This is a genomic window from Erythrobacter litoralis (genome assembly GCF_029760855.1).
Taxonomy (GTDB): domain Bacteria; phylum Pseudomonadota; class Alphaproteobacteria; order Sphingomonadales; family Sphingomonadaceae; genus Qipengyuania; species Qipengyuania litoralis_A.
Genome location: NZ_SOSI01000010.1, coordinates 29,810 through 52,831 on the forward strand (window position 1 = coordinate 29,810; position 23,022 = coordinate 52,831).

The 23,022-nt window shown below is 63.4% G+C and carries 28 protein-coding genes; 5 read left to right on the top strand and 23 right to left on the bottom strand.

Annotated features, from left to right (window positions below; all coding sequences use genetic code 11):
* From E3U23_RS14175 to E3U23_RS14185, 3 genes are all read right to left on the bottom strand, one after another.
* Complete coding sequence (locus tag E3U23_RS14175; RefSeq protein WP_279351955.1) at window positions 1–834, bottom strand: tetratricopeptide repeat protein; 834 nt, start codon at window positions 832–834, stop codon at window positions 1–3.
* A gap of 129 nt (window positions 835–963) precedes the next feature.
* The gene (locus tag E3U23_RS14180; RefSeq protein ID WP_279351956.1) at window positions 964–2,100 is read right to left on the bottom strand and encodes a glycosyltransferase family 4 protein; all 1,137 of its coding nucleotides are present in this window, start codon (window positions 2,098–2,100) and stop codon (window positions 964–966) included.
* Window positions 2,097–2,972 carry an alpha/beta fold hydrolase gene (locus E3U23_RS14185; RefSeq protein WP_279351957.1) on the bottom strand — a complete coding sequence of 292 codons (876 nt, stop codon included), beginning with the start codon at window positions 2,970–2,972 and terminating at the stop codon, window positions 2,097–2,099. The genes E3U23_RS14180 and E3U23_RS14185 overlap by 4 nt, the downstream gene beginning before the upstream one ends.
* A 78-nt stretch (window positions 2,973–3,050) precedes the next feature.
* On the opposite strand from E3U23_RS14185, the gene E3U23_RS14190 reads away from it, so the two are divergent.
* Both E3U23_RS14190 and astD read left to right on the top strand, forming a co-directional pair.
* A complete protein-coding gene (locus E3U23_RS14190; protein ID WP_279351958.1) occupies window positions 3,051–4,457 on the top strand; it encodes a protein adenylyltransferase SelO in 1,407 nt (468 codons plus the stop codon).
* Between the two features lie 77 nt (window positions 4,458–4,534).
* On the top strand, window positions 4,535–5,950 hold the full coding sequence (gene astD, locus E3U23_RS14195) for a succinylglutamate-semialdehyde dehydrogenase (protein ID WP_279351959.1): 1,416 nt from the start codon (window positions 4,535–4,537) through the stop codon (window positions 5,948–5,950).
* Between the two features lie 117 nt (window positions 5,951–6,067).
* On the opposite strand, the gene E3U23_RS14200 is transcribed toward astD, so the two are convergent.
* On the bottom strand, window positions 6,068–6,589 hold the full coding sequence (locus tag E3U23_RS14200; protein WP_279351960.1) for a glycine zipper 2TM domain-containing protein: 522 nt from the start codon (window positions 6,587–6,589) through the stop codon (window positions 6,068–6,070).
* A gap of 182 nt (window positions 6,590–6,771) precedes the next feature.
* Here E3U23_RS14200 and rarD point away from each other — a divergent pair, with 182 nt between their 5' ends.
* Window positions 6,772–7,674 (top strand): EamA family transporter RarD, encoded by a 903-nt coding sequence (rarD, locus tag E3U23_RS14205; protein WP_279351961.1) that lies wholly within the window; start codon window positions 6,772–6,774, stop codon window positions 7,672–7,674.
* Here the strand turns inward: rarD and pyrC are convergent.
* Both pyrC and E3U23_RS14215 read right to left on the bottom strand, forming a co-directional pair.
* On the bottom strand, window positions 7,643–8,686 hold the full coding sequence (gene pyrC, locus E3U23_RS14210) for a dihydroorotase (protein ID WP_279351962.1): 1,044 nt from the start codon (window positions 8,684–8,686) through the stop codon (window positions 7,643–7,645). The genes rarD and pyrC overlap by 32 nt on opposite strands.
* 9 nt (window positions 8,687–8,695) lie before the next feature.
* On the bottom strand, window positions 8,696–9,520 hold the full coding sequence (locus E3U23_RS14215; RefSeq protein WP_279351963.1) for a patatin-like phospholipase family protein: 825 nt from the start codon (window positions 9,518–9,520) through the stop codon (window positions 8,696–8,698).
* A gap of 38 nt (window positions 9,521–9,558) precedes the next feature.
* Here E3U23_RS14215 and E3U23_RS14220 point away from each other — a divergent pair, with 38 nt between their 5' ends.
* A complete protein-coding gene (locus E3U23_RS14220) occupies window positions 9,559–10,296 on the top strand; it encodes a YgfZ/GcvT domain-containing protein (protein ID WP_279351964.1) in 738 nt (245 codons plus the stop codon).
* Here E3U23_RS14220 and E3U23_RS14225 read toward each other — a convergent pair.
* The 4 genes from E3U23_RS14225 to rplU all read right to left on the bottom strand — a co-directional run bounded on the left by E3U23_RS14225 (window position 10,280) and on the right by rplU (window position 12,472).
* Entirely contained in the window at window positions 10,280–10,879 is a 600-nt protein-coding gene (locus E3U23_RS14225) for a TetR/AcrR family transcriptional regulator (RefSeq protein ID WP_279351965.1), read from the bottom strand. The two genes, E3U23_RS14220 and E3U23_RS14225, sit on opposite strands and share 17 nt — an antisense overlap.
* Window positions 10,880–10,941: 62 nt before the next feature.
* Window positions 10,942–11,478 (bottom strand): GNAT family N-acetyltransferase, encoded by a 537-nt coding sequence (locus E3U23_RS14230; protein WP_279351966.1) that lies wholly within the window; start codon window positions 11,476–11,478, stop codon window positions 10,942–10,944.
* A 205-nt stretch (window positions 11,479–11,683) separates the two neighbouring features.
* On the bottom strand, window positions 11,684–11,953 hold the full coding sequence (rpmA, locus tag E3U23_RS14235; RefSeq protein ID WP_279351967.1) for a 50S ribosomal protein L27: 270 nt from the start codon (window positions 11,951–11,953) through the stop codon (window positions 11,684–11,686).
* Between the two features lie 12 nt (window positions 11,954–11,965).
* Window positions 11,966–12,472, bottom strand: a complete 507-nt coding sequence (rplU, locus tag E3U23_RS14240) for a 50S ribosomal protein L21 (protein ID WP_279351982.1) — start codon at window positions 12,470–12,472, stop codon at window positions 11,966–11,968.
* 192 nt (window positions 12,473–12,664) lie between these two features.
* Here rplU and E3U23_RS14245 point away from each other — a divergent pair, with 192 nt between their 5' ends.
* Window positions 12,665–13,186 carry a hypothetical protein gene (locus E3U23_RS14245; protein ID WP_279351968.1) on the top strand — a complete coding sequence of 174 codons (522 nt, stop codon included), beginning with the start codon at window positions 12,665–12,667 and terminating at the stop codon, window positions 13,184–13,186.
* Here E3U23_RS14245 and E3U23_RS14250 read toward each other — a convergent pair.
* The 13 genes from E3U23_RS14250 to ctaD form a co-directional block, all read right to left on the bottom strand.
* A complete protein-coding gene (locus tag E3U23_RS14250; protein WP_279351969.1) occupies window positions 13,183–13,659 on the bottom strand; it encodes a molybdenum cofactor biosynthesis protein MoaE in 477 nt (158 codons plus the stop codon). The genes E3U23_RS14245 and E3U23_RS14250 overlap by 4 nt on opposite strands.
* The gene (locus tag E3U23_RS14255; RefSeq protein ID WP_279351970.1) at window positions 13,652–13,894 is read right to left on the bottom strand and encodes a MoaD/ThiS family protein; all 243 of its coding nucleotides are present in this window, start codon (window positions 13,892–13,894) and stop codon (window positions 13,652–13,654) included. The genes E3U23_RS14250 and E3U23_RS14255 overlap by 8 nt, the downstream gene beginning before the upstream one ends.
* Window positions 13,894–14,208 (bottom strand): Rossmann fold domain-containing protein, encoded by a 315-nt coding sequence (locus E3U23_RS14260; protein ID WP_279351971.1) that lies wholly within the window; start codon window positions 14,206–14,208, stop codon window positions 13,894–13,896. Before E3U23_RS14260 ends, E3U23_RS14255 begins: the two co-directional genes overlap by 1 nt.
* Window positions 14,205–14,579: a dihydroneopterin aldolase gene (locus tag E3U23_RS14265; RefSeq protein WP_279351972.1), complete on the bottom strand. Its 375-nt coding sequence runs from the start codon at window positions 14,577–14,579 to the stop codon at window positions 14,205–14,207. The genes E3U23_RS14260 and E3U23_RS14265 overlap by 4 nt, the downstream gene beginning before the upstream one ends.
* 10 nt (window positions 14,580–14,589) lie before the next feature.
* Window positions 14,590–15,483 carry a class I SAM-dependent methyltransferase gene (locus E3U23_RS14270; RefSeq protein ID WP_279351973.1) on the bottom strand — a complete coding sequence of 298 codons (894 nt, stop codon included), beginning with the start codon at window positions 15,481–15,483 and terminating at the stop codon, window positions 14,590–14,592.
* Window positions 15,483–16,874: a threonine synthase gene (gene thrC, locus E3U23_RS14275; protein WP_279351974.1), complete on the bottom strand. Its 1,392-nt coding sequence runs from the start codon at window positions 16,872–16,874 to the stop codon at window positions 15,483–15,485. Before thrC ends, E3U23_RS14270 begins: the two co-directional genes overlap by 1 nt.
* A gap of 89 nt (window positions 16,875–16,963) precedes the next feature.
* On the bottom strand, window positions 16,964–17,530 hold the full coding sequence (locus E3U23_RS14280) for an SURF1 family cytochrome oxidase biogenesis protein (RefSeq protein WP_279351975.1): 567 nt from the start codon (window positions 17,528–17,530) through the stop codon (window positions 16,964–16,966).
* Between the two features lie 82 nt (window positions 17,531–17,612).
* Window positions 17,613–18,437 (bottom strand): cytochrome c oxidase subunit 3, encoded by an 825-nt coding sequence (locus tag E3U23_RS14285; RefSeq protein ID WP_279351976.1) that lies wholly within the window; start codon window positions 18,435–18,437, stop codon window positions 17,613–17,615.
* Between the two features lie 64 nt (window positions 18,438–18,501).
* On the bottom strand, window positions 18,502–19,074 hold the full coding sequence (locus E3U23_RS14290) for a cytochrome c oxidase assembly protein (RefSeq protein ID WP_279351977.1): 573 nt from the start codon (window positions 19,072–19,074) through the stop codon (window positions 18,502–18,504).
* A gap of 3 nt (window positions 19,075–19,077) precedes the next feature.
* Complete coding sequence (locus E3U23_RS14295; RefSeq protein ID WP_279351978.1) at window positions 19,078–19,200, bottom strand: hypothetical protein; 123 nt, start codon at window positions 19,198–19,200, stop codon at window positions 19,078–19,080.
* Window positions 19,197–20,114 (bottom strand): heme o synthase, encoded by a 918-nt coding sequence (locus E3U23_RS14300; RefSeq protein WP_279351979.1) that lies wholly within the window; start codon window positions 20,112–20,114, stop codon window positions 19,197–19,199. The genes E3U23_RS14295 and E3U23_RS14300 overlap by 4 nt, the downstream gene beginning before the upstream one ends.
* Before the next feature lie 44 nt (window positions 20,115–20,158).
* Window positions 20,159–21,130, bottom strand: coding sequence for an alpha/beta fold hydrolase (locus E3U23_RS14305; RefSeq protein ID WP_279351980.1), 972 nt, complete (start codon window positions 21,128–21,130; stop codon window positions 20,159–20,161).
* A gap of 99 nt (window positions 21,131–21,229) precedes the next feature.
* Window positions 21,230–22,948: a cytochrome c oxidase subunit I gene (gene ctaD / locus E3U23_RS14310; protein ID WP_279351981.1), complete on the bottom strand. Its 1,719-nt coding sequence runs from the start codon at window positions 22,946–22,948 to the stop codon at window positions 21,230–21,232.
* Window positions 22,949–23,022: the final 74 nt, after the last annotated feature.

Below are 23,022 nucleotides of genomic sequence, written 5' to 3' on the forward strand. Positions count from 1 at the left end.
TTATTGGACGGCGCCCGCCGGGTCGGCGAGTTCGGCTTCGCCGCCGCCCGCCGGGTCGGCGAGTTCGGCTTCGCCGCCGCCCGCCGCCTGCCGATCGAGCAACTCCTGCACATCATCCACCGCATCGACGCCGAGAATTCCGGCCATGTTGAGCATGCGGGCCCGCGCGCTTTCCGGCGTATTCTCATCGCGAGCGATCTGGGCGAACAACGCGCCCGCCTGATCGCGATTGCCCTGCGCAAGATAGGCATGGCCGACAAGTTCGCCGGCGCTGGCGAAGAAGGGCCGCCCCGGCACGGCAAGCGGTTTCAGGGCGGTGATAACCTGCACAGGCTCCATATCATCGTAACGCGTGGCGATTTCGCGGACGCGGGCGAGATCGCGCAAGGTTTGCGGAGCATCGGCGTTGCTGGCGACCGAGGCGAACAAATTCGCCGCCTCGTCCGCATTGCCCTGCTCAGCCGCTATCCCGGCACGCAGGAGTACCGCGTTGATCGCGGCAGCGCCCTCGCTATCGGCGGACAGTTCGGCGAGCCGTTCGTCGGCGGCTGCGAGATTGTTCGCTTCCAGCTGATCGATGGCCGTCACGAGCACTTCGCTGTCCCGCTCCATCGCCTGCTCCTGCCGGTGTTGCCAGAACAGGTAGGCACCGAACGCAAGAATCAGCAGGATTACCGCGGCCGCCAGAGGCTTTCCGTAGCGTGCCATGAAGCTTTCGAGATCGCCCTGGCGGACGGCATCGTCCACCTCGCGCAGAAGGGCATCCTGCTGGGCGGCTTCGGCTTGCGCGCGCTTATCCTCGCGCGAAAGGGCAGTCGTCGGTGTACGGGCCACTGGTGGCGGGCTCCAGTCCTTTGGTTACAATCGGCGCGTCTTTAGGCAGCGGTCCGTTCGAGGGCAATGCCTGCGACGGCATGGCTGGGTCCTGTCTCCCCCGCGGTGAACGCGCGATGAAATGACCGATCAGAATTCGCGCTTCATCGCACTGGTCATGAGGCGGCGGAAGGTCGCGATTATCTTGTCCCGATCGTAATGCTGCATGGCCTTGGCGCGGTTTGCCTGGCCCAGCGATTGGCGCAGGTCCTTGCTCCGCGTCAGGTCCTCCATGACCACGGCATAACGGCTCGCATTACCGGGCTCGCCAAGAAGCTGTGCGTTCTCGTCCGACAGTATGCCGCGAATCGTCTTGGTACCGGGGGCCGCAACCGGCAGGCCCGCCGCCATCGCCTTCGCCATCGCGAAGGGAAACGGCAGGTCGTCGGCAGCAGATGCGAAGATATCGAAAAGGCCGAAAGCGCGATCCGGATCCCGGCCCGGACCGGGCAAGTGCACGTGGTCGTTGATCCGCAGGCGATCCACCTCTCGTTCGATCGCCTCGCGCCCCGGCCCCTCGCCCAGAATGACGAGATGCCAGCTATCGTCCTTCAATTCGGCGAAGGCACGCACGATGGCTGCAATATCGGCAGCGTCCGCGAAATTCGTCTGCGTACCGATCCAGTATTCGCCCGGTCGCTTGATCAAACGCAGCGCCTCCGGCTTGGGTCGCATGGCGAACAGCTTGGTGTCGATGCCGTACGGAATGTGCTTCACCCGACCCATCGGCTGCTGCCATTCGACCAGCGCAAGTTCCTCCAGCCGCTCCGTCGGCACGACGAGACCGGCCGTCTTGCCCAGCGCGATGCGGCGATACCATGTGCGCGCGCGCTTCGGCCTGGCAGGGCTTTCCTCGCCCAGATCGTCTTCGAAATGGATCAGTGGCGGCAAGCCGAACGCGTCCTTGAACAGCGTATGCGCCATCGCCGCATCGATCGCGCCGTAATTGTACGACAGGACGAGGTCGAACGGCTGCATCGCCTTGGCGATCCGCGTCATGCGTCCCGGTGTCGGGTGGCCTTCGAGCGAGGGAAAATCGGGCGAGAGATCGACATCGATGCCCTTCCCGAAATCCTTGTATCCCAGCATCGCGCCGTCCTCTGCGAAGGCGACCGAATGGCGCAGCTTGGGACCAAAGGCGTTGATGAGTTCGCCGACCCTGCGCACCTCGCCCTCTTCCGTGACTCCGGAATAGAGGTGCAGGATATGCGGAAGGTCCCTGCTCATGCGATGCCCGCGAGGAGCGAGTCGATGGCGGCGTGCACTTCCGGTTCGTCCAGCGTCGGCGCATGGCCCGTGCCCGCCACCGTCACGGCATCGGCATTCGGCGCCCTGCGCTGCATTTCCGCAAAGGTCGCTTCGCTCAGCAATTGCGACGTCTCGCCGCGAACCAGCACGAGTGGCTTGTCCGCCAAGGCGTCGAAAGCGGGCCACAGATCCGGCGGGACGGCGCCATCGTCCGCCTCGAGAAACGGCTCGGCGATCTTCATATCGTAGTCGAAGGAGATGCGGCCGTTATTGCACAATATCATCGACCGCTTCGCCATGTCGATCCAGTCCTGGGTATCGAACCCGGGATGTACCTCGCCATTTGCATCCTCGAGCGCGCGCGCGGCATGCATCCAGGTGGGGAAGCTGCGGCTTTGCCCGATATAGCCGCGGATATGGGAAAGACCCGCCTCGTCCACGATGGGGCCGATATCGTTGAGCAGCGCCCCGACGATCCGCTCCGCGCCGCCCGCTGCCATCAGCATCGTCATCAATCCGCCCATCGACGTTCCGATGGATATGAAGCGCGCGATGCCTTCCTTTGCCAGCAACGCTTCCACGTCCGCTATGTAGGTGGGAACGGCATAGGTCTCGCTGTCTTCGGAGTAGTCGCTGTTTCCGCGCCCGCGCATATCCGGTACCACGACGCGCCAGCCCTGTGCGGCAATATGGCGGGCGAGCGCATCGAAATCGCGGCTATTCCGGGTCAGGCCATGAAGGCACAGCACAGGCGGGCGGCCCAGGGCGCGTTCGCCGCCGTCGTAATCGCGGAAATACAAGGTCAAGCCGTCGGCGCTTTGCCACTCGGCTTCGTTATAGGCACTGTCCATCCCTGCGCGTTAGCGAAGCCGCGCGCTAAATTCGAGCGATAGGTTGCATGACCCGGTGCGTGTCCCCACCCTCGGCTCATGCCCGATGCGCCACCGCCTTCGCCCTACCGTCCCGACACGCCTATCGCAGAGCTAGCCGGGTGGCTGGGCGATCCGGTCGAGCCGGCGGACTTCCCGCGCACGACTTTGCGCTTTCGCAACGATCGCTGGGCCACTGCGGTCGGAGTTGACGACCTGAGCGAAGGCGATTGGCTGAAGCATTTCGGTCGTTTCGACCCGCTGCCGGACAACCTGCCAAAGCCGCTCGCGCTGCGCTATCACGGCCACCAGTTCCGGGTGTACAATCCGGAGATCGGCGACGGTCGCGGGTTCCTGTTCGCACAGCTTCGCGATGGCGGGAACCGCTTGCTCGATCTCGGCACGAAAGGTTCGGGGCAGACGCCGTGGAGCCGGCAGGGCGATGGACGACTAACGCTCAAAGGCGGGGTTCGCGAAATCCTTGCGACTGAGATGCTGGAAGCGCTCGGCGTGAATACCAGCAAGACGTTTTCCATCATTGAGACGGGCGAACAACTGCAGCGCGGAGACGAGCCTTCGCCCACCCGTTCCGCCGTGATGACCCGGCTGAGCCATGGCCATATTCGCATCGGCAGCTTCCAGCGCCTGCTTGCGCTCGAGGAAGCCGACCATATGCGCAGCCTCGTCGACTATTGCCTCGCGCAGTTCCCCGGCCCGCCCCCACCCGAAGATGCGCCGGGCCGCGACGAACCGGCGGTGCGGCTGCTCCATCTCGTGGTCGAGCGCCTGGCCGATCTTGCCGCCAGCTGGATGGTGGCGGGCTTCGTCCACGGCGTGCTCAACACCGACAATATGAACATCACCGGCGAGAGCTTCGATTACGGCCCCTGGCGCTTCCTGCCGCGCTGGCAACCGGGCTTCACAGCCGCCTATTTCGACCATTCCGGCCTCTATGCCTTCGGTCGGCAGCCCGAAGCCCTGCACTGGAATTGCGGGCAGTTGGCGGTCGCCCTGCGGCTGATCGCGGACGCTCCGCCCCTGATCGCCGCGCTTGAGCGCTTTGGTCCTCTATACTCGGCGGCTATCGGGCGGCGCTGGTGCTGGCGGGTGGGCATAGAAAGCCTCGGCCCCGAAAAAGACGCCGAACTGGTCGGGCAATGCGAAGCGTATCTAGCAGAGAGCGATGCGCCGCCCGATGCTTTCTTCCATGCCCATCGGGGCGGTCGGGACCTGCCCGATGCCCTTCGCACGCTTTTCGAAGGTCGCAGCGCCCTCGATAGCAGTCACCCTTATTGGGACGATGCCGAACCGCAGACCATGCTGATCGAAGAGGTGGAGGCTATCTGGCGTAGCATCGACGAGGCCGACGACTGGTCGCCCCTGCACCGCAAGGTCGCGGCCATCCGCCGCATGGGCGAGGCTCACGGCGCTGCGCCCGAACCTGCGGGACATAGCGCCTCCGGTTGACGCGCCGCCGTTTCCGTCACACATCCGCCCCGCTGCCATCCGGCGGCATAATACGCCAAGAGAGAGGCCCTCCAACCGTGTCGCAAACCCAAATCGTCTCGACCGAACCTGCCACCGGCAACGAATTGTGGCGTGGCGAGGTCGGCGATCTCGACGAAGCGATCGAACGGGCGAACAATGCGCGCCGCAATTGGGGACAACAGCCGGTCGGCCAGCGTATGGAACTGGTCCGGCGCTTCGCCAACGAGGTGCGCAAGCAGGCGGAACCCTTCGCGGAACTAATTGCGCGCGAGACCGGCAAGCCCCTTTGGGAAGCACGCACCGAAGTCGAAGCGGTGATCGGCAAGGTCGAGATTTCAATCAGCGCCTATGCCGACCGTACGGGGCAAAAAAAGCTCAACAGCGCGCTGCAGGGCACCGCGGCGCTGCGCCATAAGCCACACGGCATCATGGCGGTGCTGGGGCCGTACAACTTCCCCGCCCACCTCCCTAACGGTCACATCGTGCCCGCCCTGATCGCGGGCAATTGCGTGATCTTCAAGCCGAGCGAGAAGACCCCGGCCGTGGGCGAATTCCTGGTGAAGTGCTTCCACGACGCCAAGGTCCCGCAGGGTGTGATCCAGTGCCTTCAGGGTGGCGCGGATATCGGCAAGGCGCTGGTCGAACACTGGATGATCAACGGCGTACTGTTCACCGGCTCGGCCCGCGCTGGCATCGCGATCAATCGCAAGCTTGCCAGCGATCCTGGAAAAATCCTTGCGCTGGAGATGGGTGGCAACAATCCCATCGTCATGCTCGATACCCCGAAGATCGAGGATGCGGCGGTCACCATCATCCAGTCCGCCTTCACCACGGCGGGCCAGCGTTGCACCGCGGCGCGCCGTCTTGTGGTGGTCGACAGTATGTTCGATCAGATCGTGCCGGCGGTGAAAAAACTGGCCGAGCGCCTGATCGTGGGCGAACCCTTCGCCGATCCCCAACCGTTCATGGGTACGGTGATCGACAACCAGACCGCCGATCTCCTGTCCGAAAGCTTCGTCGCGCTGATGAGCCGGGGCGGCAAGCCGATCATGCATATGAAGCGGCCGGACGAGAACCTGCCCTTCCTCAGCCCGTCGATCATCGATGCGACCGATATGGACGACCGGCCCGACATCGAGCTGTTCGGTCCGCTCCTGCAAGTCATTCGCGTCGCCGATTTCAACGAGGCGATCATGGAAGCGAACAATACGCGTTATGGCTTGTCCGCATCGCTGATCGGCGGCGGTCCGCAGGATTTCGAGCTGTTCTGGAACGAGAGCCGCGCCGGCATCGTCAACTGGAACCGGCCGACCAACGGCGCCTCCTCCGCCGCCCCGTTCGGCGGGATCGGCCTGTCGGGCAATCACCGTCCCGCCGCCTATTACGCCGCCGACTATTGCGCCTACCCCGTCGCCAGCACCGAGATGGAGCAGCCGCGCGCCAGCCTCGGCATCGGTCTGCGCGACCAATAGGTCCGACATAAGAAGGGCGCCGCCTTCCCCCCGAAGGGTTCCGACGACGCCCCACGACCCCCATTCAAGGATCGCGCTATCGGCCGTGGGTGGGCACGGCCTCAAGCTCGTAAAGTGTTATCCGCAGCGTGTGCTGGACCGGTCGATGGTCCGACCGAGCAATGCCCCTGCCGCGCCGCCGATGATGGCGCCCAGCGTCCGGTCGCCGCCGCGGCCCGCGACCTCGTGGCCGAGCAGCGCGCCGACGCCCGCACCGACCAGCAGACCGGTCGTGCCGTTATCGCGGCGGCAGTAATAGCGGCCGTCGTCCCCGCGCCAGATGCGCGTATCGCGGCGGACCGGCTGTCCGTAATTGCGATCGTAATTCATGTAATAGGGCCGTGCCGAGCCGCGATAGCTGTAGCGGTCGTTGTAGCGCCGATCTTCGTAGCGATCGTACCGGTCGTAACGATCGTTGCGATGGCCGCGCTTCCAATGTTTGCGCTTGTGCTTCGGACGGTGTTCGAACACCATATCGCCGGTCGTCGCTGTATACGCCGGCGCGCTTTTCGCTGGCAGTTCGGCAGCGCTCGACGGTACGGCGACAGTCAGGCTTGCAGCGGCGAATGCCATTGCGGCGGGTTTGAAAATCTGCGGCATGTCGGTGTTCTCCTCATTCGCGCCGACTCGGTTATGTGTTCGACCTGTTAAGGTTTAGACGCGGTTACCTGAACGATATGCAACCGCCGTGTCAGATTTCGATTTTGCGATCAAACGACCCTCAGGGTGCGATAAGTCGAGGCTTGTGAAGCCCCGCATGCAGGCTTACGTGCGGCCTGTTCATGAGCCTGACAGAGACCGACAGCCGGAAAAGCGGCCTTGCTGCCGCGTTCGGGGCCTATGTCACATGGGGGTTCCTGCCGCTCTACCTGATTCTTGTGCGCAGCGTTCCGGCCTTCGAATTCGTCGCCTGGCGGATCGTGTGGACGCTGCCGATCTGCCTCCTCATCGTCGCTTTCCGCAAACAGGGCGTGCAGGTCATCGAGGCCCTGCGCAATCCGCGCGTGCTCGGCTGGCTGGTTCTGAGCGCCACTCTGATCGCCGTGAACTGGGTGGTGTATGTCTGGGCCATCCAGCAGGGCCAGGTGTATGCCGCCAGCCTTGGCTATTATATCAACCCGCTGCTCAACATCCTGCTCGGCACGGTTTTTCTGAAAGAGAAACTGAGCCGCCTGCAATGGGTCGCGGTCGGTTTGGCGGCAGTCGGTGTCGCGTTGCTCGCAGGCGGCGCTTTGACGACCTTGTGGATCAGCCTGACGCTCGCGGCGACATTCGGAACCTACGGCCTGGTACGCAAGCAGGTGCCCGTCGGCTCGCTACCCGGCCTTACCATCGAATCGCTCCTGCTGCTTCTCCCGTCGATCGGCGTTACCCTGTATTATGCGGGGCTACCGCAGGGCTCGTCCTTCGAAGTCAGTCTCGGGCTCAGCCTCGCCATCGTACTGGGCGGATTTCTCACCGCAATTCCGCTGCTACTGTTCGCAGTCGCAGCGCGGCGCATGCCCTATTCCACCTTGGGCTTCATCCAGTTCCTTGCACCCAGCATCGTGTTCGTGCTGGGTCTGACCGTGTTCGGCGAGGATCTGAAACCTGCGCAGGCCGCATGCTTCGCCTGCATCTGGGCGGCAGCAGCGCTCTTCATTTACGATCTTCTCAGCCGGCGTCGGGCAGCCGCCAGCGCATAGTCTCTCCGGCATGGAACGGGACGATGGTTTCCCCGCCGCAATCGATCTCGTCTGCAACTTCGACATCGACCTTTTCCAGCGTAATCGTGCCTTCGTTCAGCGGCAGGCCGTAAAAGCGCGGACCGTTTTCGCTGGCGAACGCTTCGAACTTATCGAGCGCCCCTTCCTCTTCGAACACGCTGACATAGCTTTCCAGGGCGTGCGGCGCGTTGAAGATGCCCGCGCAACCGCAACTCGATTCTTTGGCATGGCGCGGATGTGGCGCACTATCGGTGCCGAGGAAGTATTTGGCCGAACCGGACGTGGCCGCCTTGCGCAGCGCCAGCCGATGCTCTTCGCGCTTGGCGACGGGCAGGCAGAACATGTGCGGCCGGATGCCGCCGACAAGGATTGCGTTGCGGTTGATCTGCAGATGCTGCGGCGTGATCGTCGCCCCGACCCGGTCGCCCGCGCTTTCGACGAATTCGACCGCCTGCCGCGTGGTGATATGCTCGAAGATGACTTTAAGCTCGGGCAGCTTCTCGACCAGCGGCGCCAGCACCCGCTCGATGAACACGGCCTCACGGTCGAAGATGTCGATGTCGTCGCTCGTCACCTCGCCGTGAACGCATAGCGGCATGCCGATCGCCGCCATGCGTTCCAGCACCGGCATGATGTTGGCGACATCGGTCACGCCCTGCGCGCTGTTGGTTGTCGCGCCCGCGGGGTACAGCTTTGCGGCCGTCAGCACGCCGTCGGAAAAACCGGCCGCCATGTCGTCCGCATCGGTTTCGTCCGTCAGGTAGGCGGTCATCAGCGGCGTGAATTCCATGACCTCCGGCACCGCCGCCAAGATCCGCTCGTGATACGCGTCTGCCAAGACGCTCGTCGTCACCGGCGGCGAGAGGTTCGGCATCACGATCGCCCTGGCGAACTGGCGCGCGGTATAGGGCACGACGGCCCGCATTATCGCACCGTCGCGAAAGTGGAGATGCCAGTCGTCGGGGCGGCGGAGAGTCAGCGATTCGGCCATGCCGCCGCGTTACCGTGCCCCGCCCTGTTCCGCCATCCACACCGTCCCGTCGCGAACACCCTGTTCCCATGTCCGGCTGACCCTGGAAGAGTCCGCGAAGTCGATCTTGTCGGCGGCGACCTCGCTCGAGGGCTGCACATATACGCGCCGTTCCATATCGGGCAGGTTGCGATAACGGCTGGTGAGTAGCACCAGCGTCTGCCCCTCGTCCGGTTCGGGCGGCGGCGCCTTGTCGAGCATTCCACCATCGAGCACGCGGCATTCGCCCCATTGCGGCACGTCGAACACCGGCGGAATCGTCGCCGCTGCGCATATCAAATCGTGCAGCGTACCGTTACGCGCCGCCTCTCGCGCATCCACGCGCAGGCGCTGCAAACCACCATCCATCGGCAGCCTGAGATGCGGCGTGGAGCGAAGCAGCTGGTCGAGTTGGTAAAGGACGAGGTAGAATACGGCGCTCAGGCGTGGCGGGATACCTTGCGGCGGAACCGAGAGCGACACCTGATAAGCGGGTCCATCGGCAATGCGCGCGATCGCTTCGCTATCGAGGGTCGTCTCGACCACCGCGCGATAGATCTCCTGATGGGGGGTGAAATTGTCCCGCCCGAGCGCGAAATTCGATGCGTTGATCTCGAACGCTTCTTTCATCAGCGTCAGCAGATCGTCTTCCCGCCCGCCGATCCACGCCGCCGCGCTCAGCGCACCGCCCGATACGCCGCTGATCCGGCTGGGGCGCAAGTCATCGAAGCCGCCGACTTCGCTCATGAAGCCGCCGTGCCAGAAGCAGCGGATCCCGCCGCCGGAAAATACGATTTGCTCGAACCTCTCCTGCATGGGTTTCGCTTTGGCGTAGGCGGCCTACATTGTCACCCATGACAGCCAGCCGCCTTCAAGACCGCGCCATGATCCGCCTCGAAAGTCCCGATGGTTCGGAGGACGTCCCCGCCTTCCTGCAAGGTTTGGTTACGAACGATGTCGCGGGCGAATTGCCGGTCTATGCGGGGCTGCTGACCCCACAGGGGAAGATGCTGTTCGATTTCTTCGTCTGGCCCGCACCGAATGGCGGTCTGCTGCTCGATTGCGAAGCGGATGCCGCCGAAGATCTGGTCAAACGCCTTTCGCTGTATCGCCTGCGCCGCAAGATCGACATTGCGCGGGACGAGAGCCTGACCGTTCATTGGGCCGCGGAGGCGGGCGATGGCGGCGCGCGCGACCCGCGCCTCGCGGCGCTGGGCCAGCGCTGGATCGCGCCAATGGACGACGGCGAACCGGTCGACGACGCCTATCTTAAACACCGGCTTTCTCTAGGGGTGCCGGAAGGGCGGCGGGACATGGCCGACACCCTCTGGCTCGAGACGAATGCCGTCGAACTCAACGGCGTCAGCTTCAACAAAGGCTGCTATATCGGGCAGGAGAATACCGCGCGGATGAATTGGCGGCAGAAGGTCAACCGGCGTCTGGTCGTCGTTCCACTCGACCAGTCGGAGGACAAGCGGCGCAAGGCGGACTATTCCGACCTCAGCTACGCGATCGACCATCTGCGGGTCGCGGATATCGATGCCGACCGCGCGCCCGAATGGATGCGCGCGGGCCTTACTCCGGCGGAATAGCAGGTTCGAGCGAACTCATCAGCATCCGCTCCGCCCGGTCGCGCGCCGCCGTGTCCGGCAGGCCGAGGGACCTTGTGAGGGCAGAGCCGATCAGCGCATCGCCCATTGCCATCAGCACGAGTGCCAGCGTTTCCTCGTGAATGCGAAGGGGATTGCCGGAATGGTCCGCCTCGTGCGGGGCGATCTCGTCGACCAGATCGTGGATCGTTTCGACGATCGGGGTCAGCGCGTCCTCGTTGCCGGTCAGGATCATCCAGCTCGCCAGCGCCCCCGCCCCTTCGCGGTCGAAAGCATCGAACGCGAGGTCGACGACTTCGCGCGGACTGCCGAGCCCCGCCTGGGTGGCACGCACCGCATCGGCGATAGCATCGCACACATTGGCGGCGAGATAGCCCGCGAGCGCCTTTTGCAATCCGGCGGCGGAACCGAAATGGTGCAGCAGATTGGCATGGGTCTTCCCGATCCGGCTGGCCACTGCCTTCAGCGTCACCGCTTGCGGGCCCGCCTCGATCAGCAAGCCACGCGCGGCTTCGAGCGCGGCGAGGCGTGATTCTTCGGGACTCAGTCTTTTCCTGGTGGCCATCGTGGGAGTGCGGTAGCGGATCGGTGCGCATCCGCAAAGTGACGGGCGCGCACCGTCCATGATCAGGCGGCCTGTTTGAGATCCTCGGTCGGTCGGTGTTCGACAAGGGGCATCTCGAATTCCACCAGGGTCGCCGCTTCGCCGCGCCCGGCGCTGTAGCGCTGACTGCGCCGCCCGGTGGGCCGGAACCCTATCTTGCGAAGAACCTTGCCGGATGCCGGGTTGTCGGCGAAATGCCCGGCGACCAGTCGGCTATGCCCGAGCAACGGAGCCAGCGAAACGAGGGCGCGCGCCGCCTCGGTCGCGAAGCCGCGGCCCCAGAAGCGTCGGGCAATCCAGTAACCGATTTCCGTCTCCCCATCGCTCGAACCGAAACCGGCGCTGCCGATCACGCCTTCGCCGGGAAGGTGGACGAGGAAATGCGGTACGCACGCGTCCTGCGGACGGCGCGCGAAATCCTGCGCGTCGGCGAGTTTATAGGGCCACGGCGCATGGGCGAGGTTTCGAACGATGGCCTCTTCGCCGATGCCAGCCAGAATGGCGGGCGCATCCTCGATCCAGGCGGGCCGCAAAAGCAGGCGCTGCGTCTTGTGGAACATTGGTATTCTCCCTTCGGCCGACGCTCCGGGGTCCTAATCCGGCTGCGTGACAGTTGCATGATGACGAAAGGAAATTTCGCCACGAAGCGAAGAGGGAGAAACGACAAGAGGGAGACAGGTCGGCCCCATCTCCCTCTTCGTCTGCCGGATCGTTAGCCCGGCTGGGACCGTCCTGCTTGGACGTTCCCGTTATCGAACCGTCCGGTTATTCTGCGGCTTCCGCCATCATGTCGACCGACACGTATTTGCGGCCGAGCTTGCCCGAGTGGAATCGGACGACGCCGTCGGTCAGCGCGAACAGAGTGTGGTCTTTGCCCATGCCGACATTCACGGCCGGGTAGAACTTGGTGCCGCGCTGGCGCACGATAATGTTGCCGGCGACGACGTTCTCGCTGCCGAACTTCTTCACGCCGAGACGGCGGCCTGCCGAATCGCGACCGTTACGCGACGAACCGCCTGCTTTTTTATGTGCCATCGTTCGCGCTCCTTACTTCTTGTCTTCGGTTTTTTGATCTGCCGGATGTTCGCCCGACTTCGAAGCAGCTGCGTCCTTCTTCGGCGCAGCCTTCTTCGCCTTGGGCGCGGCCTTCTCGGCGCTGTCATCCTGCTTGGGCGCAGCAGCCTTGGCGTCCGCCTTCGGCGCATCGTCGGTCTTGACGGCTGCCTTCGCCGGAACGGCCTTCTTTTCCGCCTTGTCGTCGCCGACGGCGGTGATGCGCAGCAGCGTCATCTGCTGACGATGGCCGTTCTTGCGGCGATAATTGTGACGGCGACGCTTCTTGAAAACGACGACCTTCTCGCTTTTCGCCTGCGCGATGATTTCGGCCGAAACCGTTACCTTGGCGGCGTCTTCCAGACTGTCGCCATTGCCGACGAGCAGAACGTCGCCCAGCGTAATGGTATCGCCCGCCTCACCGGCAAGCTTTTCGACTGCGATCTTGTCTCCGGCGGCAACCCGGTATTGTTTGCCGCCCGTGCGCACTACTGCGAACATGGTGGTTGTCTCTCGTTCAATATGCTGTGCCATGTTCTTGCGAAAGCACGGCGCGCCCGTCAACCCGCCGTTTGGCGAGGCCCGGAAAGAAGGGTGCCGTTAAGCGAAAGCCCGGCCCAAGTCAACGCTGCCCGCTCTCATTTTTAACGTCGCACGACTGGCGAGCGGCGCCGGCCGTGCTATGGGGCGGCGATGCCGCGGATCGCAAGCCTTGCCCTGCCCCTTGCCAGCCTGATCGCCGTATCGGCCTGCACCAGTACGCAGGGCGATTATCCCTCACTCGCCGTTCGCGATGTCGAACGGGCGCAGGGATCGTTCGAGCCGACCGAAAGCAGAAGGCTCGATGTGCCGGCAGTCGCGGTTGATCTCGAAGGCGGGGTCGAAGCACGGCTTACCGCATTGGTCAGCGCAGCGCGAGCAGCACATGAAACCTTCCTCAGCTTAGTGCCGGAAGCGCGGCGGCGGGTCGGTGCGGCGGGGTCGCGTTCGATCGCGAGCGACGCCTGGGGGGCGGCGCAAATTTCGGTGGCGGAAATGGAAGCGGCGCGAAGCCAGGTGGCGATCCCCCTCGGCGATCTCGATGCGATCTATATCAGCCGTGCGGTGCAGGCGGAGGAGGCTGACGCTATCGTTTCCGCGCGGGAGCAAGTCCTCGGCTGGATCGCGGAAGAAGATGCGGTACTGGAAGAACTTGGCGCACGGTTGGGCAATTAGTCCGTTTTCCAGCGCGCAAGGTCGGCGTGATCCTGCCCACGCGGTTCGATCCAGTGCCAGCCATCGTCGCGCCGTTCGCGCTTCCAGAACCACGCGGCGCTTTTCAAATGGTCCATCATGCTATCGGTCGCCTCGAAGGCGGCGCGGCGATGCGGCGCGGCGGCCGCCACCAGCACGATCGCCTGCCCCGGCGTCATCACGCCGACACGATGCCAGGCGAGCAGGCCGTCGAGCGCGAACCGCTCTGCCGTCTTTTCTGCCAAATCCCGCATGGCCGGCAGCGTGATCGGTTCATAATGGCTGAGTTCGAGCGCATGCGCTTGCCCGCCGCGCACCTGACCCACGAAGCTTGCAATGCCGCCGCTTTCCTTATGCGCCTTGGCGAACAGGCCGAGCGGATGGCCGGGCGAGAAGCCTGTCTCCTTTAGCCGTACATCCAGCGGCGTCTCGATCCGGAGCGAGGGTTCAGCCACCACTGACCGGGGGCAGCAGCGCGACCTCATCTCCGTCCTGCGCAAAGAGTTGGCGCTTGTCGGCGAGCACCTTCCCGGCGCAGACGACATGGACGCGGTCGTTTTCGAGTTGCGCCGCGAGCGGTTCGCCGACCGCGTCGATCAGCGTGTTCCAATCCAGCGGTGCGGGCAGCGAGGTAGGGGCCTCGCCCGCCAGATCGGCAAGCGGCCCGAGATAGACGATAGTGACGGCCATCAGGCGGCCTCGTCCGAATGGAGCTTAAGATACTGCCCCGTAATGCCCGGCGCACCGGCCAGAAACCGCTCCGTTTCGTCCAGCATCTTGCCCTCGCCAGCCACGACGAACGCCCGCTGCGGCACGCCGACCCGCGCCAGCATCGCTGCTGCTGCGCAGCGCCATTCGGAGTGCGTATGATCGGCATGCGGCAGGGCGATGAGAAGATCGTCGCCGGCGAGAAGTGTCCGCGCCTTTCCGAGCCATTCGGCATGGAACATCCGGCTCGCCTCCAGCGGGGCTTCCGGCAAGTCGGAAATCGTCAGCCGCTTCATGCGGGCCGCTCGCGGTGGAGGGTAATGCCGATCTTTTCGTCCGCCTCGGCGATGGCGAGCTTTACGATCTTAACCGTGACCGCCTCCAGCCGCTTGTCCTGCAGGAACAGCGTTTCGCACACATGATCGGCCACCGCCTCGATCAATTTGAAATGCACGCCTTTCGGTAGCGCTTCGGACGCGGCGAATTTTAAATCCATGTAATTCTTGGAATCGTCCAGCGAGGTATCCGGCTCATACTGATGCAACGGCTTCATCCGCACCGAGATGGTGAAGCGCAGCGGCTGGGGTTTGCCGGTCTCCTCGGAATAGATGCCGGTGAGGACGTCGTGTTCGAAATCCTCAACCTCGAGCTGCAGCGAATCGGGCATGGCCAAGCTTCTAGCGCGGATTGGACCAGCGCGCGAAGATCGCGGTGGGAAGTAGACGATCGTCGGGTCCGTCTTCCCGAACGGCGAGGTCGCCGTGTTCGATCCGGCCCGGCAATCCTGCGAACACCTCGTCCAGCAATCCGGCCAGCGCGAGGCTGCTCATCCGGACGGCGTAAACGGTGAGGAAGAGGAAGCGGCTGTTCGCGTCCAGCAGCTGGCGGCAATCGGCGACCAGCGGGGCAAGGCCTTCCTCGATGCGCCATGTCTCGTTCTTGGGCCCGCGCCCGAATTTGGGTGGATCGAGGATAATGCCGTCGTAGCGATTGCCGCGCCGCACCTCGCGCGCGGCGAATTTCGCCGCATCGTCGACAAGCCAGCGGATCGGGCGATCCTCCATATCGGAAAGCGCGGCGTTCTCGCGCGCCTGTGCCACCGATTTCTTGCTCGCATCGACATGGGCGACGCTGCCGAAGCGGCTAAGCGCGAGGCTGCCGACGCCGGTATAGCCGAACAGATTCATCAAAGTCGGGTCGTCGCAGCCATCGAGCTGCCCGCCCATCCAGCGCCAGACCGGCGCCATGTCGGGAAAGAAGCCGAGGTGGCGGAAGGGTGTACATTGCGCCATAAAGCGCACGCCGTCGTCCCATTCGAGCGGCCAGCCTTCTTCCGGCACCCGGGGATCGAGTTGCCAGCGGCCGCCACCATCTTCGTCGCTGCCGGGGACGAATTCCCCATCCGCCTGCCAATCGTCCAGCCGCGGCGACCATAACGCCTGGGCCTCGGGCCGAATGAAGCGATAAGGGCCGTATTGTTCAAGCTTCCGGCCGCGCCCGCTATCGAGCAGGCGGTAGGCATCCCACCCCTCGCCCACCATCAGCACCGGATTGCGATCGAGTTCCGCCATCAGGCGGCGTTGTCCATGATATAGTCGCGCACGGCTTCGTAATTGCCGGGAAGCTCGTCGTAGCGTTCCTCGCGCTGGAAGAGGTCGCCGATCCGGTTCGGCAGGCTCGGGCGGATGCCGGTCGCCTGCTCCACCGGGTCGCGGAATTTGGCCGGGTGAGCGGTGGCCAGCGTGACCATCGGTACACCTTCGGGCACATCGGTGCAGCGCGCGGCGTGCAGACCGATGGCGGTATGGGGGTCGATCAGCTCGCCCGAATCCTCCCACGTGCGCCGCATTGCGAGCAGCATGTCGTCGGCGTCGGCGCGCACACTCATGATCCGTTCGCCCGCCCCGGTGCGCTGTCCATCGGTAAGCTTCATCGCTCGCTTGGCGTCGAATTCGGCCATCTGCTGGGCCATCGCCGAACCGTCGCGCCCGCCGACGTCGAACAGCAGCCGCTCGAAATTCGAACTGACCTGGATGTCCATGCTGGGGCTGGCGGTCGGCGTCACTTCGCCAGCGGAATAGTCACCGCTGGTCAGGGCGCGGTGCAGGATATCGTTGACGTTGGTCGCGACCACCAGCTTTTCGATCGGCAGACCCATCCGCGCCGCAACATGACCGGCGAACACATCGCCGAAATTGCCGGTCGGCACGCTGAAGGCGACCCGGCGGTCGGGCGCGCCCAATTGCAGGGCGGCGGCGAAATAATACACCACCTGCGCCATGAGCCGCGCCCAGTTGATCGAATTGACCGCGCCGATCCGGTGGCGCGCGATCACGCTTTCGTCGGCGAAGATGCGTTTCACCATGGCCTGCGCATCGTCGAAGCTGCCCTCGATCGCGATATTATGGACATTCGGCGCAAGCACTGTGGTCATCTGCGTGCGCTGCACGTCGCTCACCCGCCCCTTGGGGTGGAGCATGAAAATCTCGACATTGTCACGCCCCGCCACCGCATCGATCGCGGCGCTGCCGGTATCCCCGCTGGTCGCGCCGACGATCGTCAGGCGCCCTCCATCGCGCGCCAGGAATTCCTCGAACAGCAGGCCAAGCAATTGCAGCGCGACATCCTTGAACGCCAAGGTCGGCCCGTGGAATAGCTCCAGCAGCCAGTCCCGTTGGTCGAGCTGGACGAGCGGGGTCACCGCCTTGTGTGCGAAGCGGGAATAAGCCTGCTCGCACAATTCGCCGAGGCGCTGCTCGGTCAGGCAATCCCCGACGAAGGGCTGCATGACACGCTGGGCAAGCTCCGCATATGGGAGGCCGCGCATGGCGGCGATCTCGGAGGCTGTGAAGTGCGGCCAGCGTTCGGGCAGATACAGCCCGCCATCGCTGGCAAGGCCGGCCAGGGTGACTTCGCTGAAGTTCAGCGCCTTCGCGCTGCCACGGGTGGAGACGTATCGCATCGGGCTCGGCGGTTAGCGAGCCGCGCCAGTACGGGCAAGAAAGGAGCGCTTTGAACCACCCAAACCGAGGGGCTTATTTTCGCACCGGCCTATCGCCGCCGCAGGGCAAGCCAGTAGATCACCACTGCGGTCAGCGCGAACAAGAACCACTGCACCGCATAGGCGAGGTGATTGTTCGGCAGGTCGCGCGGGTCGGGCCGGGCCATCGGTTCGAGATCCGCGACGGGCGGCGAGGCGACCAGCCGCACTGCGCCCTCGCCTGCATTGCTGACATATCCGCGCACTTCGCCCCCGCGCCAAGCAATCGGTTCGGGTGAGCGGGAGAGGCCGAGCGCGACTTCGGACGTGCCGCCGCCTTCAAGATCGCAGGTCACGATCTGCGCCAGTCCCTGCTCGCCATTCGGCCCGGTGCCTGCAGTCGTCCGACGAGCGGTAATCTCGTCGCATACGATCTCGCTCTTGCGATAAAGCGCTTGCGGTATCTCGTCCGCCGTTCGTGGAAAGGGGATTTTCCCCGAAAGTTCGACCGCATCGGCGTACCGCGCAATCATCGCTTCCTTCTCGCCTTTGCGTGCGAGTTGCCAGAAGCCGAGGGCGATCATCGTGGCCACGGCGGCGGCAACTACGACTGTCGGAATGACAGGAAGGCGGCTCATCGGCGGGGTCGGTGAAGCAAAGCGAAAAAGGGCAGCCGCGGGCGAACCGGGCTGCCCTTTCGGCATTCGATTATCGGGCAGGTCACCCGTGCATTTCGGCGCCCCAGCCGCCCCAGACATAGACGACGGCGAAAAGGAACAACCATACCACGTCGACAAAGTGCCAGTACCATGCGGCTGCTTCGAAGCCGAAGTGCTGGCGCGGGGTGAAGTGCCCCTTATACGTACGGGCGAGGCAGACGATCAGGAAAATCGTGCCAACCAGCACATGGAAGCCGTGAAAGCCGGTCGCCATGTAGAAGGCCGAGCTATAGGTGTTGGTGCCGAATTCGAACGGCGCGTGCGCATATTCATACGCCTGGATGACGGTAAATACCGCACCGAGCAGGACAGTGAGCCACAAGCCGCGCTTCAGGCCTTCGCGATCGCCGTGGATCAGCGAATGGTGCGCCCAGGTGACGGTCGTGCCGGAGCACAGCAGGATCAGCGTGTTGAGGAGCGGCAGCGAGAACGGGTTGATCACCGCCTCGATGGCGGCAGGCGGGAATTCGCCCCCGATCACGTCCGACAATTCGCTCGGGAACAAGGCGAAATCGAACCAGCTCCAGAACCAGCCGACGAAAAACATCACTTCCGACGCGATGAACAGGATCATCCCGTAACGCATGTGAAGCTGCACGATCGGCGTGTGATCGCCGCGCTGCGCTTCCTTCACGATGTTGCCGAACCAGCTGAAGAAGGTCGCGATTAGGCCGGCGATGCCGAGGCCGAGAATTAGGTAGCCGCCCGCCATATCGTGCATGAAGAACACGAGACCGGTCGTGAAAACGAGCGCCGAAAACGATCCGACCAGCGGCCAGATATCGGGTTCGAGAATGTGATATTCGTGATTGACGTTGCCGGCCATCTAACTCGCGTCCTGTAACTTGCTGCCGTTGCCCTTATCGCCCCGAACCGCGCGGGTCCAGACCCTACTGCGCCGGATCCAGCGCCTTATGGAAGGTATAGGACAAGGTGATCTGCTCGACGCCTTCCATGTCCGGATCCTCCAGCGCCCTGGGATCGACAAAATATAGCACGGGCATGCGTACTTCCTGCCCGGGCTCCAGCTTCTGTTCGGTGAAACAGAAACACTGGATCTTGTTGAAATACGCGCCTGCCTGCTCGGGCTCGACATTGAACGTCGCCGTGCCGGTGATCGGCTGATCCGAATTGTTCTTCGCGATGTAGATCGCCATGTCGCGCTGGCCGATGGTCACGGTATCGGTCACGTGTTCCGGTTTGAACGCCCAGGGAAGATCGGGCGCAACCGTACCGTCGAATCGGATGGAGATTGTCTTCGCACCGGCCGACTTGCCCAGTCGCTCGGCAATCGCGGCATCGCTTTCCGTCGCCCGCTGTGTCGTCCCGGCGAAGCCGGTAACCTGGCAGAACATGCGGTAAAGCGGCACGGCGGCGAAGCCGACGCCGAGCATCGCCGCTGCCGCAAAAAAGGCGAGGATTGCGGTACGGTGTTTGCCGTCGCTGAGCGAAAGCGTACTCATGGATCAGCCCATCCGCACGATCGTGATAGCGTAGAACAGGACGACCAGGAACAACAGAATTGCGCCGACCACGAGGTTGCGACTCTTCTGGCGGCGCTTGAACTCGGTTTCTTCTTCGGGGGTCATGCGAAAACTCCGTTATGGGCCAGCACCCGGTCCACCACCAACGCACCGAACAAGGCGAAGAGGTAGACTATGCTGAAGCCGAACAGGCGCTTTTCCGGAGCCATCCGGTCTCCCTCCACCGCCTCGCGAAAGGCCACCGGGATGGATAGGGCAAGGAAGGCCAACGAAAGCGCTACGGCCGTTATCCCGTATATAGGGCCCGTACCCCCGATCATCCAGGGGGCGGCGGCAATCGGTACCAGGAGGACGCAATAGGCGAGGATTTGTCGCCGGGTCGATTTGGCGCCGCGGACCACCGGCATCATCGGAATGCCGACCTTGGCGTAATCGCTCTGCACAAACAGGGCGAGCGCCCAGAAATGCGGCGGGGTCCAGAAGAAGATGATCGCAAAGAGCAGGATCGGCATCGCCGTCACGTCACCCGTCACGGCTAGCCATCCGATCATGGGCGGGAAGGCGCCCGCGCCGCCGCCGATCACGATATTCTGCGGCGTGCGGGGTTTGAGCCAGATGGTGTAAATGACCGCGTAATAGACGATCGAAAGCGCTAGTATCGCCGCGGCCAGCCAATTCACCGCCAGCCCCATCGTCATCACGGAAAAACCGGCGAGCAGGAACCCGAAATTGCGCGCGTCTTCGCGCAACATCCTGCCCATCGGCAGGGGCCGCGCGGACGTCCGCTTCATTCCGGCATCGAGATCGGCTTCCCACCACTGGTTGAGAGCCGCGGCGCCGCCCGCCCCAAGCGCGATGCAAAGAATTGCGGTGAAACCGATCACAGGGTTGATGCTGCCGGGCGCCGCCAACAAGCCGCAAAGGCCGGTGAAGATTACGAGCGTCATTACACGCGGTTTGGTCAGCGCGTAGAAATCGCGCCAGTCCGCGGGGAGCTGGGTGGGGACGACCTGTGTCATGGGATCGCACCGCCTATACCCGGCTATTGCGCCGGAATAAAGCGTTACAGTTTGGCCAGCCAATCCGTCAGGAGGCGATTGGCCGTATCCGGACGTTCCTGCTGGGTCCAATGGCCGCATCCGTCAAGGATATGACCTTCGACATTCGGCACGAACGGCTTCATCATCGCAACAGGATCTTCGACCGCCCCGAACATGAAGGTCGCCGGATCGCGCGTGCCGCCGATGAACAGTGCGGGCTGCTCGATCTTTGCGTCCTTCCAGTTCTGCAACCATTCGAAGTCGCGTTCGTGGTTGCGGTAGCGGTTGAGGGGACCGCGAAAACCCGAGGCGGCGAACTCGGCTTCGTAGAAATCGAGATCGTCCTCCGTCAGCCATGCGACGGGCGCCGGATCGGGAAGGCCTTCGAGAAACGTCGATCCGAGCGGCTTGTCGAAGTGATTGCCTGCCGGCGCGTCGCCGCTGATGGCATACATCATGCGTTGCACGAAATCGCGCGGGTCTTTCTCGGCCTCCGCTTCTGCGATGCCGGGCTCCTGGAAATATTCTTGGTAGAAGAATTTGCCCTTGCTCGTGAAATGCTGGCGAAAAACTTCGGTGAACGGGCGGTTAGGTACGCCTGCGAAAGGGACCGAAAGGCCGGCAACGGCACGGAAGTGCTGCGGGTTGGTCAGTGCGCTGTTCCAAACGATGGGTGCGCCCCAATCGTGGCCGATCAGGATGGCGGGGATGTCTCCGTTGAGCGCCTGTTTGAGACGGACAAGATCGCCGACGATATGTTCAAGAGAGTACGCCTCGATCGCTTCGGGTTTGTCCGACCCGCCATACCCGCGCACATCGATGGCGCAGGCGGTGAAACCGGCTTCGGCGATCGGACCGAGCTGATGCCGCCAGGAATACCAGCTTTCCGGAAAGCCGTGCACGAGGATGACGAGCGGCGCGTTTCCGGCCTCTGGGCCTTCGATGGCGCAGCGGAGCGAAACTCCCCCCGTATCGATGGTTGTCATACGCGGCATTCGGCTCTCCCGGGAAGTAAGTGGTAGTCAGAAACACGATGGCCGGCACCCCATGGGGCACCGGCCAATGTATCAACCTCGGCGAGCAAGCTGCGAATGTTACGCCGGCTCCTGCTCGCGCGGCATGTGGTTGTGATAGTCGTGATGCTCTTCGATCACCGGCAACGTTTCGAACTGGTGATACGGCGGCGGGCTCGACAGCGTCCATTCGAGCGTCGTTGCGCCTTCGCCCCAGTAGTTCGCTCCAACCTTCTTGCCGGCCGTGAAGGCGTAGATGATGTTCACGAAGAACGGGATCATCGAAGCAGCCATGATGTGATAGCCGAACGAACTGATCTCGTTCCAATACGCATAGGCGTCCGCATAGTCGGGATAGCGACGCGGCATGCCCTGCCAGCCGAGGAAATGCTGCGGGAAGAAGATCACGTTCACGCCGATGAAGAAGCCCCAGAAGTGGATGTGGGCAAGCAGTTCGGAATGCATCCGGCCGCTCATCTTCGGGAACCAGTAGTAAAAACCAGCGAACAGCGAGAACACCGCACCCATCGAGAGCACGTAGTGGAAGTGGGCAACCACGAAATAGGTATCGTGCACCACGTCGTCCACACCGCCATTCGCGAGATAGACGCCAGTGACGCCGCCCACGGTGAAGAGGAAGATGAAGCCGAGTGCCCAGACCATGGGCGACTTGAACTCGATCGAGCCGCCCCACATCGTGGCGATCCAGCTAAAGATCTTCACGCCGGTCGGAACCGCGATGATCATCGTCGCGGCGGTGAAATACATCTTCGTGTTCACGCTGAGGCCGACCGTATACATGTGGTGCGCCCACACGATGAAGCCGACCACACCGATCGCTACCATGGCATACGCCATGCCGAGATAGCCGAACACCGGCTTGCGGCTGAACGTCGCGACGATCTGGCTGACCATGCCGAAGCCCGGCAAGATCATGATGTAGACCTCAGGGTGACCGAAGAACCAGAACAGGTGCTGGTACAGGATGGGATCGCCCCCGCCGGCCGGATCGAAGAACGTCGTGCCGAAATTGCGGTCCGTCAGAAGCATGGTGATTGCAGCAGCGAGAACCGGAAGCGCGAGCAGCAACAGGAACGCCGTGACCAGCACCGACCATACGAACAGCGGCATCTTGTGCAGGGTCATGCCCGGCGCACGCATGTTGAAGATGGTGGTGATGAAATTGGTGGCCCCGAGGATCGAACCTGCGCCTGCCAGGTGAAGCGCGAAGATCGCGAAGTCTACGGCGGGCCCTGTCGAACCGCTGGTCGAGAGCGGTGCATAGACGGTCCAGCCCGTGCCGGCACCCATGCCCACGCCGCCGGGCACGAACATCGAGAACATCAGGCTGCAGAAGCCAGCGACCGTCAGCCAGAAAGAGATGTTGTTCATGCGCGGGAACGCCATGTCCGGCGCACCGATCATGAGCGGCACAAACCAGTTGCCGAAACCGCCGATCATAGCCGGCATGACCATGAAGAACACCATGATCAGGCCGTGCGCCGTAATCAGCACGTTCCAGTGATGCAGCGCCTCGTCGAGGGCACCGGGGCCGACGCCGACGAAGGGAATGACCGAATCGAGGATTTGTATGCCGGGTTCGGCCAGTTCGGCGCGCATGATACCCGAGATCGCACCGCCGACGATTCCGGCGAAGATCGCGAAGATCAGGTAGAGCGTGCCGATGTCCTTGTGGTTCGTCGACATGAACCAACGCGCGAAGAAGCCGGGCTTGTGATCGGCATGATCGTGCGCATGATCTTCGGTGTGAGCCTGAAAGGCATCGGCTGTAGTGGCCATGATCGTCTTACTCTCGGTCTATCGTAATCGGCTAATCAGGTCGTCGGGTCGATATCGGCGGGCGGGGGGGCACA

Coding starts and splice junctions, on each gene's coding strand:
- E3U23_RS14180 (WP_279351956.1), bottom strand. CDS start 2,100: ATGAGCAGGGACCTTCCGCATATCCTGCACCTCTATTCCGGAGTCACG.
- E3U23_RS14185 (WP_279351957.1), bottom strand. CDS start 2,972: ATGGACAGTGCCTATAACGAAGCCGAGTGGCAAAGCGCCGACGGCTTG.
- E3U23_RS14190 (WP_279351958.1), top strand. CDS start 3,051: ATGCCCGATGCGCCACCGCCTTCGCCCTACCGTCCCGACACGCCTATC.
- E3U23_RS14200 (WP_279351960.1), bottom strand. CDS start 6,589: ATGCCGCAGATTTTCAAACCCGCCGCAATGGCATTCGCCGCTGCAAGC.
- rarD (WP_279351961.1), top strand. CDS start 6,772: ATGAGCCTGACAGAGACCGACAGCCGGAAAAGCGGCCTTGCTGCCGCG.
- pyrC (WP_279351962.1), bottom strand. CDS start 8,686: ATGGCCGAATCGCTGACTCTCCGCCGCCCCGACGACTGGCATCTCCAC.
- E3U23_RS14215 (WP_279351963.1), bottom strand. CDS start 9,520: ATGCAGGAGAGGTTCGAGCAAATCGTATTTTCCGGCGGCGGGATCCGC.
- E3U23_RS14220 (WP_279351964.1), top strand. CDS start 9,559: ATGACAGCCAGCCGCCTTCAAGACCGCGCCATGATCCGCCTCGAAAGT.
- E3U23_RS14225 (WP_279351965.1), bottom strand. CDS start 10,879: ATGGCCACCAGGAAAAGACTGAGTCCCGAAGAATCACGCCTCGCCGCG.
- E3U23_RS14230 (WP_279351966.1), bottom strand. CDS start 11,478: ATGTTCCACAAGACGCAGCGCCTGCTTTTGCGGCCCGCCTGGATCGAG.
- rpmA (WP_279351967.1), bottom strand. CDS start 11,953: ATGGCACATAAAAAAGCAGGCGGTTCGTCGCGTAACGGTCGCGATTCG.
- rplU (WP_279351982.1), bottom strand. CDS start 12,472: ATGTTCGCAGTAGTGCGCACGGGCGGCAAACAATACCGGGTTGCCGCC.
- E3U23_RS14245 (WP_279351968.1), top strand. CDS start 12,665: ATGCCGCGGATCGCAAGCCTTGCCCTGCCCCTTGCCAGCCTGATCGCC.
- E3U23_RS14255 (WP_279351970.1), bottom strand. CDS start 13,894: ATGGCCGTCACTATCGTCTATCTCGGGCCGCTTGCCGATCTGGCGGGC.
- E3U23_RS14260 (WP_279351971.1), bottom strand. CDS start 14,208: ATGAAGCGGCTGACGATTTCCGACTTGCCGGAAGCCCCGCTGGAGGCG.
- E3U23_RS14265 (WP_279351972.1), bottom strand. CDS start 14,579: ATGCCCGATTCGCTGCAGCTCGAGGTTGAGGATTTCGAACACGACGTC.
- E3U23_RS14270 (WP_279351973.1), bottom strand. CDS start 15,483: ATGGCGGAACTCGATCGCAATCCGGTGCTGATGGTGGGCGAGGGGTGG.
- thrC (WP_279351974.1), bottom strand. CDS start 16,874: ATGCGATACGTCTCCACCCGTGGCAGCGCGAAGGCGCTGAACTTCAGC.
- E3U23_RS14280 (WP_279351975.1), bottom strand. CDS start 17,530: ATGAGCCGCCTTCCTGTCATTCCGACAGTCGTAGTTGCCGCCGCCGTG.
- E3U23_RS14285 (WP_279351976.1), bottom strand. CDS start 18,437: ATGGCCGGCAACGTCAATCACGAATATCACATTCTCGAACCCGATATC.
- E3U23_RS14290 (WP_279351977.1), bottom strand. CDS start 19,074: ATGAGTACGCTTTCGCTCAGCGACGGCAAACACCGTACCGCAATCCTC.
- E3U23_RS14295 (WP_279351978.1), bottom strand. CDS start 19,200: ATGACCCCCGAAGAAGAAACCGAGTTCAAGCGCCGCCAGAAGAGTCGC.
- E3U23_RS14300 (WP_279351979.1), bottom strand. CDS start 20,114: ATGACACAGGTCGTCCCCACCCAGCTCCCCGCGGACTGGCGCGATTTC.
- E3U23_RS14305 (WP_279351980.1), bottom strand. CDS start 21,130: ATGCCGCGTATGACAACCATCGATACGGGGGGAGTTTCGCTCCGCTGC.
- ctaD (WP_279351981.1), bottom strand. CDS start 22,948: ATGGCCACTACAGCCGATGCCTTTCAGGCTCACACCGAAGATCATGCG.